Source organism: Sutcliffiella horikoshii (assembly GCF_008180725.1).
Lineage (GTDB): Bacteria > Bacillota > Bacilli > Bacillales > Bacillaceae_I > Sutcliffiella_A > Sutcliffiella_A horikoshii_B.
Window position 1 is genome coordinate 341,064 of the sequence record NZ_VTEV01000003.1, and the last position, 16,457, is coordinate 357,520.

Annotated in this window: 16 protein-coding genes, 1 tRNA gene and 1 riboswitch; of the genes, 1 reads left to right on the forward strand and 16 read right to left on the reverse strand. The window is 41.8% G+C overall.

Annotated features, from left to right (window positions below):
• Positions 1-163: 163 nt before the first annotated feature.
• The 12 genes from FZC76_RS08595 to FZC76_RS08650 all read right to left on the reverse strand — a co-directional run bounded on the left by FZC76_RS08595 (position 164) and on the right by FZC76_RS08650 (position 9,840).
• A tRNA-Arg gene (locus FZC76_RS08595) sits at positions 164-240 on the reverse strand.
• Positions 241-561: 321 nt separating this feature from the next.
• Positions 562-1,065 carry a metallophosphoesterase gene (locus FZC76_RS08600; protein ID WP_148987818.1) on the reverse strand — a complete coding sequence of 168 codons (504 nt, stop codon included), beginning with the start codon at positions 1,063-1,065 and terminating at the stop codon, positions 562-564.
• A gap of 10 nt (positions 1,066-1,075) precedes the next feature.
• Positions 1,076-1,678 (reverse strand): XTP/dITP diphosphatase, encoded by a 603-nt coding sequence (locus FZC76_RS08605; RefSeq protein ID WP_148987819.1) that lies wholly within the window; start codon positions 1,676-1,678, stop codon positions 1,076-1,078.
• Positions 1,671-2,441, reverse strand: coding sequence for a ribonuclease PH (rph, locus tag FZC76_RS08610; RefSeq protein ID WP_148987820.1), 771 nt, complete (start codon positions 2,439-2,441; stop codon positions 1,671-1,673). Before rph ends, FZC76_RS08605 begins: the two co-directional genes overlap by 8 nt.
• Before the next feature lie 94 nt (positions 2,442-2,535).
• Complete coding sequence (locus tag FZC76_RS08615; protein ID WP_148987821.1) at positions 2,536-3,624, reverse strand: GerMN domain-containing protein; 1,089 nt, start codon at positions 3,622-3,624, stop codon at positions 2,536-2,538.
• A gap of 139 nt (positions 3,625-3,763) precedes the next feature.
• Positions 3,764-4,573, reverse strand: a complete 810-nt coding sequence (gene racE / locus FZC76_RS08620; protein WP_148987822.1) for a glutamate racemase — start codon at positions 4,571-4,573, stop codon at positions 3,764-3,766.
• A 9-nt stretch (positions 4,574-4,582) separates the two neighbouring features.
• On the reverse strand, positions 4,583-5,038 hold the full coding sequence (locus FZC76_RS08625; protein WP_148987823.1) for a MarR family winged helix-turn-helix transcriptional regulator: 456 nt from the start codon (positions 5,036-5,038) through the stop codon (positions 4,583-4,585).
• A gap of 407 nt (positions 5,039-5,445) precedes the next feature.
• Positions 5,446-5,670 carry a spore germination transcription factor GerE gene (gerE, locus tag FZC76_RS08630; RefSeq protein ID WP_047972062.1) on the reverse strand — a complete coding sequence of 75 codons (225 nt, stop codon included), beginning with the start codon at positions 5,668-5,670 and terminating at the stop codon, positions 5,446-5,448.
• A gap of 117 nt (positions 5,671-5,787) precedes the next feature.
• Complete coding sequence (locus tag FZC76_RS08635; RefSeq protein ID WP_148987824.1) at positions 5,788-6,252, reverse strand: acyl-CoA thioesterase; 465 nt, start codon at positions 6,250-6,252, stop codon at positions 5,788-5,790.
• A gap of 426 nt (positions 6,253-6,678) precedes the next feature.
• On the reverse strand, positions 6,679-7,446 hold the full coding sequence (gene sdhB, locus FZC76_RS08640) for a succinate dehydrogenase iron-sulfur subunit (RefSeq protein ID WP_148987825.1): 768 nt from the start codon (positions 7,444-7,446) through the stop codon (positions 6,679-6,681).
• On the reverse strand, positions 7,443-9,203 hold the full coding sequence (sdhA, locus tag FZC76_RS08645) for a succinate dehydrogenase flavoprotein subunit (protein ID WP_148987826.1): 1,761 nt from the start codon (positions 9,201-9,203) through the stop codon (positions 7,443-7,445). The genes sdhB and sdhA overlap by 4 nt, the downstream gene beginning before the upstream one ends.
• A gap of 28 nt (positions 9,204-9,231) precedes the next feature.
• Entirely contained in the window at positions 9,232-9,840 is a 609-nt protein-coding gene (locus FZC76_RS08650; protein WP_060664849.1) for a succinate dehydrogenase cytochrome b558 subunit, read from the reverse strand.
• 353 nt (positions 9,841-10,193) lie between these two features.
• On the opposite strand from FZC76_RS08650, the gene FZC76_RS08655 reads away from it, so the two are divergent.
• Positions 10,194-10,625, forward strand: coding sequence for a YslB family protein (locus tag FZC76_RS08655; protein ID WP_148987827.1), 432 nt, complete (start codon positions 10,194-10,196; stop codon positions 10,623-10,625).
• 306 nt (positions 10,626-10,931) lie between these two features.
• On the opposite strand, the gene FZC76_RS08660 is transcribed toward FZC76_RS08655, so the two are convergent.
• From FZC76_RS08660 to FZC76_RS08675, 4 genes are all read right to left on the reverse strand, one after another.
• Positions 10,932-12,173, reverse strand: coding sequence for an aspartate kinase (locus tag FZC76_RS08660; RefSeq protein ID WP_148987828.1), 1,242 nt, complete (start codon positions 12,171-12,173; stop codon positions 10,932-10,934).
• Positions 12,174-12,369: 196 nt separating this feature from the next.
• A riboswitch (Lysine riboswitch) is annotated at positions 12,370-12,556 on the reverse strand.
• A 70-nt stretch (positions 12,557-12,626) separates the two neighbouring features.
• The gene (gene uvrC / locus FZC76_RS08665; RefSeq protein WP_148987829.1) at positions 12,627-14,399 is read right to left on the reverse strand and encodes an excinuclease ABC subunit UvrC; all 1,773 of its coding nucleotides are present in this window, start codon (positions 14,397-14,399) and stop codon (positions 12,627-12,629) included.
• Between the two features lie 344 nt (positions 14,400-14,743).
• Positions 14,744-15,058 (reverse strand): thioredoxin, encoded by a 315-nt coding sequence (gene trxA / locus FZC76_RS08670; protein ID WP_060664845.1) that lies wholly within the window; start codon positions 15,056-15,058, stop codon positions 14,744-14,746.
• A gap of 403 nt (positions 15,059-15,461) precedes the next feature.
• A complete protein-coding gene (locus tag FZC76_RS08675; RefSeq protein ID WP_148987830.1) occupies positions 15,462-16,439 on the reverse strand; it encodes an electron transfer flavoprotein subunit alpha/FixB family protein in 978 nt (325 codons plus the stop codon).
• Positions 16,440-16,457: the final 18 nt, after the last annotated feature.

Here is a 16,457-nt window from a genome sequence, read left to right on the forward strand (position 1 = left end):
CTATTCGACAGTACCCCGATTGTTAAATAGAAGGGCTCTATTCGATTGTCCAAGCTTTGGTTATGGTTTACCAAGGTAAAAAACAAAAAACACCATGCCTCATTTTTATGAACACTCTTCATAGAAAGTGTTCATAAAAATGTACATAGTGTTTTTAAATAAGTGGCGTCCCAGGAGGGATTCGAACCCCCGACACACGGCTTAGAAGGCCGTTGCTCTATCCAACTGAGCTACTGGGACATAATTTAGAATAGGATAACTTTAGTTTTTCTTTATACCGTCGTCCCAATTTTGCTAGGACGATAACTCAGGAAGTGGTCAAAATCGGTACGCTGAAGTTAAATCAGGCAGCATTTTCGATCGTGCTCTATCCAACTGAGCTACTGGGACATAATTAAATTATGTACTAACCGATAAGAAATATTTACTAATTATCAGCAGCGACAAGATTTATTATATGAGATACATACATTAAAGTCAACAGTTTTTAAAAAACTTTTCTTAAATAATTTTAAGCAGCTAATCTTCTTTAATAGAGAGAGAGGAACCCCCTCTCTCTTATCACTTCTCGAATGTGTGGGAAGAAAGTTTTTCTCCCTTTTCATTATAGTAGTGTACAAAATAACATGATTCTTTTGCATCTAGTATAGCATAGGTTTTATTCCGTGTCATACGCGGAAGATCAATGCTTCCTGGGTTGATAAACAGGATCCCATCAAAATATTCTGCCCCGGCAATATGAGAATGACCGAAACATACAATATTTGCACTTTCTTCTTCAGCAGCATACTTTAATGGCAATAAAGAAGATTTCACCTGATACAAATGGCCGTGTGTAGCAAAAAGTCGTTGGTTGCCGATTTCCTTGGTTAATTGTTGAGGATAATCATCGTCAAAATCGCAGTTTCCCCTTACTCCGTAAAAGCCTTTCATTTCTTCGCTTGTAGAAGGAAGTTCAGAATCCCCACAATGGATGAATAAATCCACTTCCCCCTGATGACGGGCTTTTATTTGCCGTAGCACCTCTGCTTGTCCATGATTGTCGCTAACAATTAAAACTTTCATGCTTCCACTCCTAATTTTTGCGGGAAAGCAACTCCCACTGATTGGTTAACTCTTTAATAGCATTTCCCCTGTGACTAATCTCACTTTTTTCAACCTTAGAAAGTTGAGCCATGGTCCTCTGTTTCTCTTTTACATAAAAAATAGGATCATAACCGAATCCATTTTCTCCAATCGGTTCCCTGGCAATGGTTCCTTCACACGTTCCGCGAACAGTAAATTTTTCTCCAGAAGGATCTACAACTGCAAGGACGCAAACAAATCTGGCCGTACGTTTTTCATCCGAAACCCCTTCCATCCCTTCGAGTACCTTTTGAATATTTTTCTTATCATCCTTATCCATACCCGCATAACGTGCGGAGTACACACCTGGTTCACCATTTAATGCATCTACCTCGAGGCCGGAATCATCTGCAAGCACGATCTTTCCAAGGTGTGCTGACACTGCCTCCGCCTTTAATAAAGCATTTTCTTCAAAAGTTATACCAGTTTCTTCCACGTCAGGTATTTCTGGAAAATCAGCAAGAGATTTCACTTTGAATCCTTTTGGTTCCAAAATCACTTGAAAATCCTTTACCTTCCCCGGGTTATTGGTTGCGATAATTATTTCAGTCATCTTTATTTTCTCCTTTTCCATTAACGATGATACTTTGTGCCAAATTTCCCAACGCTTTCTTTTGCTCTTCAACAAGATGTAATACACCTTCTTCAGCCAAGTCCAATAATTCATTAAGCTGTTTTCTTGAAAACGTCGATTCTTCTCCGGTTCCCTGCAGTTCTACCAGATCCAATGAGCCGGTCATGATGACGTTCATGTCCACCTGGGCAGTGGAATCTTCTATGTAGTTTAAATCAAGTAAAGCTTGACCATCTTCCATGACGCCAACGGATGTTGCTGCTAAAAAATTCGTAACAGGGAGACTTGCTATCTTCTTTGCTTCGACTAATTTTTGAAAAGCTAGAACCATCGCCACAAATGCCCCTGTGATAGACGCTGTTCTTGTGCCTCCGTCCGCCTGAATGACATCACAGTCAATCCAGATGGTTTTTTCGCCTATTTTGTCCAGCTCTACAACAGAACGTAGAGCTCTGCCGATCAACCGCTGGATTTCCATTGTTCTGCCGGTTACCTTGCCCTTAGTGGATTCCCGCATCGTTCTTTTTTCGGTCGCCCGCGGAAGCATGGAATACTCCGCTGTTATCCACCCTTTTCCCCCGCCGCGCATAAAAGGGGGAACTCTGTCCTCTATCGTGGCTGAACAGATTACTTTTGTGTCCCCTACACATATTAATACCGATCCTTCAGGATGTGTAATGTAATCTGTAATTATTTCAACCGCTCTTAATTGATTTTGCTCTCTACCATCTGATCTCGACATTCTTACAAGCTCCTTTTGTCTCCAATAAAATAAAGAAGAGGCAGCATAGCACCTCTTCTAATCATTCTTTCCTTAGTATAGCAAATTTCACACGTTAAAACCTGCCTGTGTTCACTTTTTCTGGACGTGCAACAGGCTCTGAAATGTTTGTTCCATCCGTTGCCATCAAATCGCCTTCTCCATCGACAGTAATCGCAATGCTGTCCACTCCAGTTTGTTCTGTTAATGTCAGCACCAGCGAATCTACAATGGATTTTGAGACAATTCTACCTTCAAGTCCAAGGATAGCCTCATTAAAGTTCAATACCAAATTTCCATCAACCAGAACCGGCTCATCCAGAAGTGCCACTTCATTCGACAAGTCATTTGTTAAACCTGAAGTATGGGAAGGACCATTAATCAGCGCATCTACAATCGCAGAAAATTTGTCTTTACCTTCCAAGCTTAGACGTGATGTTACAGGTACATAATACGGCTCTCCGTTACTGCTTTCTGCCATAAAGTACAATGTAACAGCACGTGAACTCATTAGATCTACCGCTTCAGCAGTATTAAAATTGATTCCATTCGCTCTGCTCACGCCATCACCAATTGGCGTTTGATTTACTGGCATCACTGTTTGCTCATGTCCGTTCACCATGATTTGGACTTTTTCCACATTTTCAAACTGCGTCAGCGTCCAAGTGATGGCTTGCAGAATTCTTTCTTCGTCTGCACCATCATAATTAGCGAATTCCTTGGAGAAGTCGGCAACGATGGTTCCGTCTTCTTTAAGGTTTACGTCCACTTCCGTCCCAGCAGGTAATACGGCTCTAAAGCCATTTGGAAGCAATTCATCCACCGGACCTCCGGCAACTAAGTATTCTAATGCCTGCTTCGCGACTTCATTGGTTTTTGGGAGCTCTAATGTTTGCGAAACAACATATCCATTACTATCAATTAAGTATAGTTCTCTTTGCACATTTTCTGAAACAGTCGCCTCTTCCCCATCCGTTTCTTCACCAGTTGTTTCTTCATTCTCTGCACCGGTTTCACTTGCAGCATCATCTACATATGAAACATCTTGCGGAATATCCTCTTCTTTTTCTGCCTGCTCGTCACCTCCAAATAATCCACATCCGGATAACAATACAGAAGAAGCAAGCACAGCAGCAGCAGTCAATTTCACTTTTTTATGAGACATAGGTTTCCCTCCTAAGACGGTTTGTACTACTATGTATACGAGCTATTCCAAAAAATAGACCGAGCTTTAGAAAAAGTTTTGTCCCAAAAATGAGCGCAAAAAAACAGGACGAAAAGTTTGCGTCCTGTTTTCAACATTCTTATATCCCAATCGGATCCAACACAATCGTCTTAACATTCTCAATTGGCTGTTCAAAAAGCTTACTTGCTATCTTTTCAAAAAGCTCTTTTGAACCAGTTGTGTAAAACTGATGATTTTCTGTACGCTGTTTTTTATTCAACAGCTTTTTGAAGTTGAGGATGGTACTCACTTCTCGTGCAGTTTCATCACCAGAACTAATCAATTGAATGCCTTTCCCCATTACCGCCTGAATGGTAGGCGTCAATAACGGATAATGCGTGCAGCCAAGAATTAGCGTATCAATTTTCGATCCTTTAAAAAGGTGAAGGGTATCTTCTACAATTTCCCTTGCACGTTCACCTTCAAATTCGCCACTCTCTACTAATGGTACAAAGTTTGGACACGCTAAGCTTTCTACTTTTACTTCATTGTTAATGGATTTCAAGGCATTGGCATAGGCACCACTGTTGATCGTCCCTACAGTCCCGATGACACCAACCTGATAATTGGATGTAACCTTCAAGGCGGTTCTCGCCCCAGGATCCACTACTCCTATTACCGGTATGTCTAATTGCTCCCGTATCTCATCCAATACGACAGCCGTTGCTGTGTTACAGGCAATAACAAGCATTTTTATATCATGAGTCAATAAATATCTTGTCATCTCCCATGTATAGAGACGAACTTCATCAACAGGCCTAGGTCCATAAGGGCAACGCGCTGTATCTCCTAAGTAAATAATGCGCTCTTTCGGCAACTGACGCATAATTTCCTTCGCAACGGTCAACCCGCCAACACCAGAATCAATAACTCCAATTGGTCTTTGCAACTAAATCCCTCATTCTTTCATTTCTAGATGTAATCGTGCTAAACACTTTTCTAACATGAAAATTTCATCTTTGGAATAGTTCTTTAGTATGTTTTGCAAATAGTCCTGACGTTTTTTTATTACTTCCGCAATAATGCGCTCTCCTTCTTCTAAAAGATGAATTCGAACCACGCGGCGGTCGTTAGGATCTTTCACACGTTGAACAAGTTCATTCTTTTCCATACGATCCACAAGATCAGTGGTCGTACTGCAAGCTAAATACATCTTTGTAGACAATTCACCAATTGTCATATCTCCACCCTCTAAAAGCCATTGCAACGCAACGAACTGTGGAGGGGTAATCGTGTAATTGCTTAATATTTCACGACCTTTTTGTTTCACTAAAGTCGCTATGTATCTTAACGATTTCTCAATATCTGCAACTAATTGTGGATCCTGCAATACTGCTTCATTTTGATTTGTCATTCCCGACCCTCTTTCTTCCCTTTTTCTTTTTATCTAAGCTCTTTTCTTAAGATTTTGTTGCTAATCCTCGTAAAAAGTCGGCAATTGGACTTTTTACCGTATATCTACCTTAATTTAAGCATGCAGCTATTCTCGTTATTAACAAGAAAAGAGCACGACAGTAAGGAGTAGAACGAGTTACTTATTAATGCGACAAACAACAAAGTTACGAAAACAGCCTTATCTGAACATAGATGTCATGTAGTCATTGTGTCAGTTAAGTATATTTTCTTATGTTTTCATATAAAATGCAAGATGTAAAGGCTTATAAACATATTTACCCACATAGAAATACTTGGGTTTGTTCATGAATAAATAACCGACTACCACTCATAACTGTATGGTTAGAAGATAGTCGGCGGTTTAAGTTAAAGCTCTAATTCTCCCATGCGAAGAAGCTCGACAACTGCTTGGGAACGCCCCTTCACTCCCAGCTTTTGCATAGCATTTGAAATGTGATTCCGAACTGTCTTTTCACTGATAAACAACTCACCAGCAATCTCTTTGGTTGTCTTATCCTGAACTAACAGCTCAAATACTTCTCTTTCTCTTTTGGTAAGCAATGGCTTTGGTTGAAACTCTTTCTCCTTCAATAATTGTAACCCTCCTTGCCTTAGCCAGAGCTGAACTAGCGGATGGGTGTATATTTAGTCATGGTATAATATGTTAGAAGGAGGGCGGGAGTTACATGTATTTAGTCGGTTTTCTTATTATTTTTTCAATGTTTCTCGGGAAAGAAAGAGATTTCGTTGTTCGTCACTCCAAGGCTCCCCTTTTCCAGTGTGCTTATTAAGTTGTACCATACGTCCTCTTCCAACAAAACAAGGCTCGCCGTTTCCCTTTTTACCTAGGTAATGCAGATCAACAGAAGAGGTTCCTACTTGCTGTGCTTTCACGCAAACCTCCAGTTCTTCTCCAAAATAAACCTGCTGTAGGAAATCGCATTGCAGGTCCGCTACGACTGGAATGGTGTTGCTGCCTGGTTGTGTCCAGTCTTGCATAAAGCCGAGGCTTTTAAAAAATTCGATTCTAGCTTCCTCGAAATAGACGAATGGTACTGTGTTGTTAAGGTGACCGAACATATCAGTTTCGGAAAATCTAACTTTTACAGCATGACTGAATGAGAACTCATTCATCCATTGTTGCAAATCTTCTATATAAGCTGTTTTTTTCATAACTATTCTCCCCATTATTTAAAAATATTGATGTTCGGTAGAACTCCCTGTTTCCTTTCGTTCCAGGTGTTCGCTTTCCGCGGGACGGTGCTTGAGCCTCCTCGGCTTCGCCTGTGGGGTCTCAACCTACCGTTATCCCCCGCAGGAGTCTCACACCTTGCACTTCAGTCAACATGGGGAACTACTTTAGTGTTATAAAAATTGAAAGGAACAACCTAGTTGATTGTAGTAGAAGGCGCACAGACTTCCGTTGGAGGAAGTGACACGGGAGACCCCGCAGGCTTGCCGAGGAGGCTCCCGGACCGCCTGCAGAAAAGCGATGCGCCTGAAACGGAAATCAACCATCGTTTAGACCATTCTGAATTTTCTAACATATATTTTTGTAAAAAAACGCCCCTTTTAGGTAAGAGGCGTTCTGATAATTTTTTAGCCTTGGTCGGAACCAAAGAAGTTTCTGAACATCTGAACCGTCGTGTCGCGGTTAAGCGCAGCGATAGATGTAGTTAGAGGAATACCTTTCGGGCAAGACTGCACACAGTTCTGTGAGTTACCGCAGTTTGCGAGGCCTCCGTCTCCCATGATTGCTTCTAAGCGCTCAGATTTGTTCATTTCCCCAGTTGGATGCGCATTGAAAAGACGCACTTGGGAAAGTGGTGCAGGACCGATGAACTCGGACTTGCTGTTAACGTTCGGGCAAGCTTCTAAGCAAACTCCACATGTCATACATTTGGAAAGCTCATAAGCCCATTGACGTTTTTTCTCTGGCATACGAGGACCAGGTCCAAGATCGTATGTTCCATCGATTGGGATCCAAGCTTTTACCTTTTTCAAGGAATCGAACATGCGGCTTCTATCCACTTGAAGGTCACGAACAACAGGGAATGTGCTCATTGGCTCAAGAACGATTGGTTGCTCTAATTGGTCCACAAGCGCCGTACAGGATTGACGCGGCTTGCCGTTGATGACCATGGAACACGCACCACATACCTCCTCCAAACAGTTCATATCCCAGTTTACAGGAGTTGTCTCTTTTCCATCTTTATTGACAGGATTACGACGAACTTCCATTAATGCAGAGATTACGTTCATGTTCGGACGGTAAGGTAATTCAAAAGTTTCATAGTAAGGGGTTCCCTCGGGACCATCTTGACGCTTCACTTTAAACGTTACAGTTTTAGTTTGTTCAGCCATCATTCTTTACCCCCTTTTTTCTTAGAGTAGTCACGCTTACGCGGCGGAATCAAGCTTACATCTACATCTTCATAGAAGAATTCAGGTGCAGATTTAGGACCTGTGAATTTCGCCATGGTTGTTTTTAGGAATTCCTCGTCATTACGTTCAGGGAAGTCCGGTTTGTAGTGCGCTCCACGGCTCTCGTTACGGTTGTAAGCACCGATTGTGATAACACGAGCTAACTGAAGCATATGTTGCAGCTGACGAGTGAACGCCGCTCCCTGGTTGCTCCACTTCGCTGTATCGTGGATGTTGATATTATCATAACGCTCAAGAAGCTCTTGGATTTTCTCATCCGTTTGCTTCAGCTTGTCGTTGTAGCGTACAACTGTTACGTTGTCTGTCATCCACTCTCCAAGCTCTTTATGAAGCACATAAGCATTCTCTGTACCGTTCATTGTCATGATCTTGTTCCACTTTGCTTCTTCTTCTTTTACATAGCGATCGAAAAGAGAGGAAGAAAGGGAATCTGTGGATTTTTCCAATCCATTCATATATTCTACTGCTTTTGGACCAGCTACCATACCACCATAGATTGCAGATAGTAAGGAGTTCGCTCCAAGACGGTTTGCACCATGCTGAGAGTAATCACACTCACCTGCAGCAAATAGTCCAGGAATATTGGTCATTTGGTCATAATCGACCCAGATTCCGCCCATAGAGTAGTGAACAGCAGGGAAAATTTTCATTGGAACTTTACGTGGATCGTCTCCCATGAATTTTTCATAGATTTCAATGATTCCACCAAGTTTGATATCCAGTTCTTTGGGATCTTTATGAGAAAGATCCAAGTACACCATGTTTTCACCGTTAACACCAAGCTTTTGATTAACACACACGTCAAAGATTTCACGTGTTGCGATGTCACGTGGAACAAGGTTTCCGTATGCTGGGTATTTTTCCTCAAGGAAGTACCAAGGCTTACCGTCTTTATATGTCCAAACACGTCCACCTTCTCCACGAGCTGACTCACTCATCAGACGAAGCTTGTCATCTCCCGGAATGGCTGTCGGGTGAATCTGAATGAACTCACCATTCGCGTAGTAAGCACCTTGCTGATACACAATGGATGCTGCAGAACCTGTATTAATAACAGAGTTTGTTGATTTACCGAAAATGATACCAGGTCCACCAGTTGCCATAATAACAGCATCTGCAGGGAATGATACAATCTCCATGCTTGTAAGGTTTTGTGCGACAACTCCGCGGCAAACGCCATCGTCATCGATAACAGAACCTAAAAACTCCCAGCCTTCATATTTCGTTACAAGACCAGATACTTCGTGGCGACGAACTTGCTCATCTAATGCGTATAATAGTTGCTGACCTGTTGTTGCGCCAGCAAATGCGGTACGGTGATGCTGCGTTCCGCCAAAGCGTCTGAAATCTAGTAATCCTTCAGGAGTTCGGTTGAACATAACTCCCATGCGGTCCAAAAGATGGATGATTCCTGGTGCCGCTTCACACATAGCTTTTACTGGAGGCTGATTTGCTAAGAAATCTCCCCCATAAACAGAATCGTCAAAGTGTTCCCAAGGAGAATCCCCTTCTCCTTTCGTGTTTACTGCCCCGTTAATTCCACCCTGAGCACAAACTGAGTGAGAACGTTTAACTGGTACTAATGAAAATAGATCAACTGGTACGCCAGCTTCAGCGACTTTGATGGTTGCCATCAAGCCCGCAAGTCCACCGCCGACCACGATAACTTTTTTACTCATGTGTAACTCACTCCTTAATAGTTGCTAATTAGACGAATGCTAGAATTGCACGTACCCCTACGAAAGATAATGCAAAGAAAATCCCGATTGTTACGTAGGTTGCAATAAGTTGAGAACGAGGAGTTACTGTAATTCCCCAGCTTACACAGAAAGACCAAAGTCCATTTGCAAAGTGGAAGATTGTTGCAATTACCCCAACAAGGTAGAACCAGAACATGAACGGACTAGATAAGATGTCTGCCATCATGTTGTAGTTAACGTCCGCACCAAGTGCAGCTGCGATTCTCGTTTCCCATACATGCCATACGATAAAAATTAATGTAACGATTCCTGTAAAGCGTTGAAGCATAAACATCCAGTTACGAACAAATCCATACTTGCTTACATTGTTTTTTGCTGTAAAAGCAATATATAAGCCGTAGATAGCGTGGAATAGGATTGGAAGAAAGATTACAAAAATTTCTAGTGCATAACGGAACGGCAAGCTTTCCATAAAATGTGCCGCTTTGTTGAATGATTCTGGTCCTTTTGTCGCAAAGTGGTTGATAACCAAATGCTGAACCAAGAAAAGACCAACAGGAATGACTCCTAGTAACGAGTGGAGTCTACGAAGTAAAAATTCACGTTCAGTTGCCATCACTTAACCCCCTTTTTCCAAGTAAGAAAATAGATTAGATGTTTTGTAAGTTCTTTTTTTCACTATCTATTATAGTAAAAAATCATTGAACTCTCCATCTTGTTTTTTAAACTTTCAATAAAATGAAAGCCTTTGCAGATTTATCGACAAATATGTGACATATTTATTTTACTCCCCTATATGTGTAGCGTCAAGAAAACGCGACCAAAAATTGCACTTTTAAAAAAACTTCTACAAACCTTTAATTATCAGAAAAATATAAAAATATATTAATAGAATAAAATACTCCATACGTTTCATTTATTAACCCGGTTGGATGGTATATAATGAACGTAGAGAAAGAGGGGAACTAAATGACTGAATCGAACAACCAACAACAAGTGATGGACACACAAATTCAAGTCTCTATCTTCGGGTACGAACTGATCCGCGATATGCTTCTACCTGACCTCTTGGGGAAAGATCATACCCAGGTCATCTATTGGGCAGGCAAACAGCTCGCACGCAAGTTTACCATTGATACTCAAGAGGGAATCGGCCAATTTTTTAAAGAAGCAGGCTGGGGAGAGCTTGAATTATTGGAACAGAACAAGCATGAAGTTAAGTACGTGATCCGCGGGGAAATGGTGACGCGCCGCCTTGACTTGAATAAAGACGCGACTTTCCAACTGGAAGCTGGATTTCTTGCCGAACAGATTCAACGTCTTAAAGGCAAAACTGCGGAAGCGATTGAAGAACAAAAAAAGAAAAAAGAGATACTGATCACAGTACAGTGGGATAAGTAATTATAAGTTTTTATGTTGCTGCCTCCAGGGTGGTTGGCCTAAGCTAGGTTGCTTGGGTGATACTGCCTTACGGGTGGCAATTCAATAGAACATGTCGTTCTTTGTCGAACGGCATGTATTTTTTATTTTTGGACAGTATTTGGGTGAGTTTCGCTCGTATTTTCACTTTATGGACAGTATTTTGCCTAGTTTGGCTCGTATTTTTATTTTACGGACAGTAAATAACCCTTCGCATATTTTAACCCCACAAAAAAGCACCCCCTCCACTAGGAAAAGGGTACTTCACAAACAAAAACTACTATACTCTTAGCTTAATACTCTCTCAACAGACTCTTCTCCTAGCTTAAATGCCACATGAAGTGCCTCAACCGCACGGACCATCTCTGCAACATCCACCACCGTAGAAACTTTGATTTCTGATGTGCTTACCATTTTAACGTGGATGCCCTCTGTAGCAAGGACTTGGAACATTTCCGCTGCGACCCCGGGATTGGAAACCATACCCGATCCAACAATAGAAACTTTCGCTAAACCGCTCTCCTGCTCGATACCAGTGAACCCGAGACGGCCTTGATGCTGTTCTAACACTTCAATTGTTTCTTTTACGTCTACTGTTTTAACAGAGAACGATATATTCGTAGTATCTTTATCCATGCTAGTTTGAATGATAATGTCCACATTCAAACTGTGCTGAGCTAATGTCGTGAAAATGGTGGATAATGTATGTAGTTCATTTGGCAAGCCACATACCGTAATGCGGGTGATTTGGTCTTCGAATGCTATTCCTCTGACAACTAGATTTTTTTCCATGGATACTTCCTCCTCAATGATCGTTCCTTCTTCCTCTTCCATACTGGACCGTACAACCAGCTGTACGCCATAGTTTTTTGCAAATTCAACCGCACGCGGGTGAAGCACACCTGCACCTAAGTTGGCCAGTTCGAGCATTTCATCATATGCAATTGCCGCAAGCTTTCTTGCACCTTTCACAAAACGGGGGTCTGTCGTGAATACTCCCGTCACATCTGTATAAATATCACATTTCTCCGCCTTCAAAGCAGCAGCTAATGCAACCGCTGTTGTATCCGAACCGCCACGGCCTAGTGTCGTAATCTCGTTATTTACAGTGATACCTTGGAAGCCCGCAACAATGACAATTTTTCCAGAATCCAGGTAGCTTTTTAATAGATCTGTTTCAATATGCGTAATTCTGGCGTTTCCGTGTACAGGCTCAGTGCGGATCCCTGCCTGCCAGCCTGTAAGGGACACTGCTTCATGCCCTCTAACTTGCAATGCCATTGCCAATAGGGAGATGGTAATTTGTTCTCCTGTTGTCAAAAGCATATCCATGTCGCGCTTACTTGGGTGGGGGTTAATCGCATTTGCTAGCGTTAAAAGTTCGTCGGTTGTTTTGCCCATCGCTGATACGACGACAACCACTTTGTGTCCGTTTTCCACTTCATTGATGACTCGACTGGCTACGTGCTGAATTCGTTCAACCGAGCCCACTGATGTTCCTCCGAATTTCTGTACAACAATCGTTGACATGTGCACCATTCCTTTTTCATTAGTTAGTTCTGTAAAACGCCGCTGTTGATTTTATTTACAGAATCTGTAGTCTCATCATAATGTTAGATAGTTCTCAGTACGCATTAAGCCATGCAGCTTTTTTTTTGGATATAAAAAAACAGCAATGAGCTAAGGTCTCATTGCTGTGATTGGTAAAATAAAGAATCCGTTCACGCGGTGAGATAGCTCTCCAGGCAGCACAAAGACAACCTGACAGTCCTACATTTCTTAAACGCAGAACCAGTAAAAAAAAGAAAAAGAGACTTTTTTTTACTTCGGCGATCCTCCCCTTTCCGTAATCATCTCGGAAGCTCTTTCTTCTCCGATTACATACTTTTGAAGTTCGCACCTCTATCATCACTTCATCGATTTGAAGTGGCACATTATGAAATTAATAGTGATTATATCAGACAATAAGAATCCTTACAACACCTATTCGTGAAGTTTTTTAAAAATTTCTTCAGCTACCGCTTTCGGTATTTTAGCAGCTTGTATCTCCTCCACCGATGCATCTTTCATTTTTGCAACTGATCCAAAGTGCTTCATCAACGCTTTCTTTCTTGTCGCGCCAACTCCACTGATTTCATCCAAAATTGATTGAAAAACACTTTTACTTCTAATTTGACGATGAAAAGTAATCGCAAATCTGTGAACTTCATCTTGAATTCGTTGCAAAAGATAAAACTCCTGGCTTGTCCTCTCAAGCGGAACAATCATGGCATCTTCGCCTGCAAGAAGGTTGCTCGTTCTATGTTTGTCATCTTTGGCAAGGCCGACAATCGGAACAAATAAGTCCAATTCATTTTCCAAGACGTCCCTTACAGCACTCATATGGCCTTTGGCACCATCGATTACGATCAAGTCTGGGAGCGGTAAAGATTCTTTTAGAACTCGGGTATACCTTCTTCTGACTACTTCTCTCATGGATTCATAATCATCAGGTCCTTGTACGCTTTTGGTTTTATATTTCCGGTATTCTCGTTTCTCTGGTTTTCCATCAATAAATACTACCATCGCAGAAACAGGATCCGTTCCTTGGATATTCGAATTATCAAATGCTTCAATGCGGTGAGGGGTCATAATTCCGAGGATTTCCCCGAGATTCTCGACAGCTTTTATCGTTCGGCTTTCATCCCGTTCGATCAATGAAAACTTTTCTCCGAGGGCCACTTTTGCATTCTTGTTTGCCAGATCCACCAGTTGCTTCTTTTTCCCACGCTGAGGCTGAAGCACATTGGTTTGCAATAGTTCTTGGGCAACCGGCAGATCAATTTGACTGGGAAGCATGATTTCTTTTGGGACAAAATGATTTTGCTTGGAATAGAACTGCCCGAGGAATGTTAGAAAATCCTCTTCCGGTTCGTTGTAAATCGGGAACAACGAGACATCCCGTTCAATCAGTTTACCCTGACGGATGAAAAACACCTGAACACACATCCATCCCTTATCAAATGCAAATCCGAAAACATCCCTGTCGACAAAATCATTCATCTCCATTTTCTGCTTTTCCATTGTCGCTTCAATGTTGATGATTTGATCCCGAAATTCTTGTGCCCGTTCAAATTCCAGGTTCTCAGAGGCTTTTATCATTTTATCCGTAAGCTCGTTTTTGACTTCCTTATAACCCCCGTTAAGAAACCGAACAATTCCATCCACCATTTGTTTGTTCGTTTCTTCAGATACATGTTCCACACATGGTGCAAGACATTGACCCATGTGATAGTAGAGACATACCCTGTCTGGAAGGGTCATGCATTTGCGAAGCGGGTAGATTCGGTCTAGCAGCTTTTTCGTTTCATTTGCCGCTTGAACATTGGGGTAAGGTCCAAAATATTTCCCTTTATCCTTCTGCACTTTACGGGTGATTAAAAGACGCGGATGCTTTTCCGCTGTAATTTTAATAAAAGGGTATCGTTTGTCATCTTTCAGCATGACATTGTATTTTGGGTTATGTTTTTTGATAAGATTCAGTTCCAGTATGAGCGCTTCGATATTGGAGGAAGTCACAATATATTCAAAATCCACAATTTCATTTACAAGCCGAAGCGTTTTTCCATCATGGCTACCTGTAAAATAAGAGCGGACTCGGTTTTTGAGCACCTTCGCCTTTCCGACATAGATGATGGTTCCTTGACGATCCTTCATCAGGTAACATCCCGGTTGGTCAGGCAGTATGGCAAGTTTTTCTTTTAATGATTCGTTCAATGTATTTTTCCTCCCAACCAAAGATTTTTTTGTATGTATACTATTATACCTTGTTTCGTACGTATGTTCCATTTGGAAGTATTAGGATTGTGGGAGAAGGGATGGGACTGGGGTCTAGCATGGGTGGGGAGCGTTTTCTCGATATATCGTGAGTTTTCTTGATATATCACATTTCTTCTTGATATCCCCCTGACTTTTCTTGATATATCACATTTATTCTTGATATCCACTTGACTTTTCTTAATAAATCCTGAGTTTTCTCGATATCAGCCACCTTGCCCTATGAGTAAGACCTAAAATAAGCAAAAAGCCCGGTCACAGGACCGGGCTTTTTCCAAAACGCATTAAGCGTGCTTGTTTAATAGTTCAGCCAAAGCTTCTTTCGGTTGGAAACCTACTGCTTTGTCTACTACTTCACCGTTTTTGATAACAAGTAAAGTTGGGATGCTCATTACGCCGAATTTTCCAGCAGTTTCTTGGTTCTCATCCACATCTACTTTCACGATTTTTACTTTGTCACCCATGTCTTGATCTAATTCTTCAAGAACTGGAGCGATCATTTTACAAGGTCCGCACCAAGGCGCCCAGAAATCAGCAAGAACTAAGCCTTCGCTAGTTTCTTGTGTAAAGTTTTGGTCAGTTGCATTTGTAATTGCCATAATAAATTCCTCCTAAGCCTTTTATCTCACAGTTAACAATATATGCTGTTAATGTGTTCTCTGACAGATGGTAAATCTTTCAGAGTTTTACTATAGCTAAAGTATAGCATCTACGACATAGTGTTGCTAATTATTTGCTTCGTTATAGGTTTACCCTTTTCCGGCCATTTTATTTCAGGCTAAAATTCCTTGAAACACCGCTGGTGATTTCCGCAAATGGCTTCGCTTTCCGCGGGACGGTGCTTGAGCCTCCTCGCTGCGCTGTGGTGTGGGGTCTCAAGCTACCGTTACTCCCCCGCTGGAGTCTACGCCTTTTGCTCCAATCACCAGCTAGGTTATCCCTAATCCATCACATCAAAAACAGCCAAGCACCACACGTGCCTGGCTGTTTGTTGATTTAATCTTAGTTCGTCACCAATAGCTTTTTGAATTCAGCTGTTAACATCGGAACCACTTCAAACAGGTCACCGACGATACCGTAGTCAGCTACTTTGAAAATGTTTGCTTCTGGGTCTTTATTGATTGCTACGATTACTTTGGAGTTGGACATACCAGCAAGATGCTGAATCGCTCCGGAAATACCGCATGCGATGTAAAGGTCAGGAGTTACAACTTTACCAGTTTGACCGATTTGGAGAGAGTAATCGCAATAGTCTGCGTCACACGCTCCACGGGAAGCACCAACTGCCGCTCCAAGTACGTCTGCCAATTCTTTTAGTGGCTCGAAGCCTTCTTCAGATTTCACTCCACGTCCACCAGCTACTACTACTTTCGCCTCAGAAAGGTCTACACCTTCCGTTGCTTTACGAACAACTTCTTTAATGATTGTGCGAAGATCCTTAACATCAACATCAAGGGAAGAAACGTCACCTGTACGTGACTCATCTTTTTCAAGAGATGCAATGTTGTTTGGACGTACCGTTGCAAAAATTACGCCATCCGTTACAATTTTCTTTTCAAATGCTTTTCCAGAGTAGATTGGTCTTGTGAAAACTAAGTTTCCACCAACCTCTTCCACCTCAGTTGCATCAGAAATCAAGCCGGAATTTAATTTGGAAGCCAATTTAGGGGACAAGTCTTTTCCTAAAGCTGTATGTCCGAAAATAATTCCTTCTGGGCTTTCCGAATCAATAACTGCCATTAATGCTTGGGAGTAACCATCAGATGTGTACGCTTTCAAGTTAGCGTGTTCAATTGTTACAACACGGTCTGCACCGTAAGCGATCAGTTCTTGAGCAAGTGATCCTACGCCTTCTCCAACTAGTACAGAAACTACTTCGCCACCTTCTGCTACTGTTTTCCCTGCTGCAATTGCTTCAAATGATACATTACGTAATGCGGAATCACGCACTTCTGCTAATGTTAATACTTTTCTTGCCATGTTTGTCTCCTCCTGTCC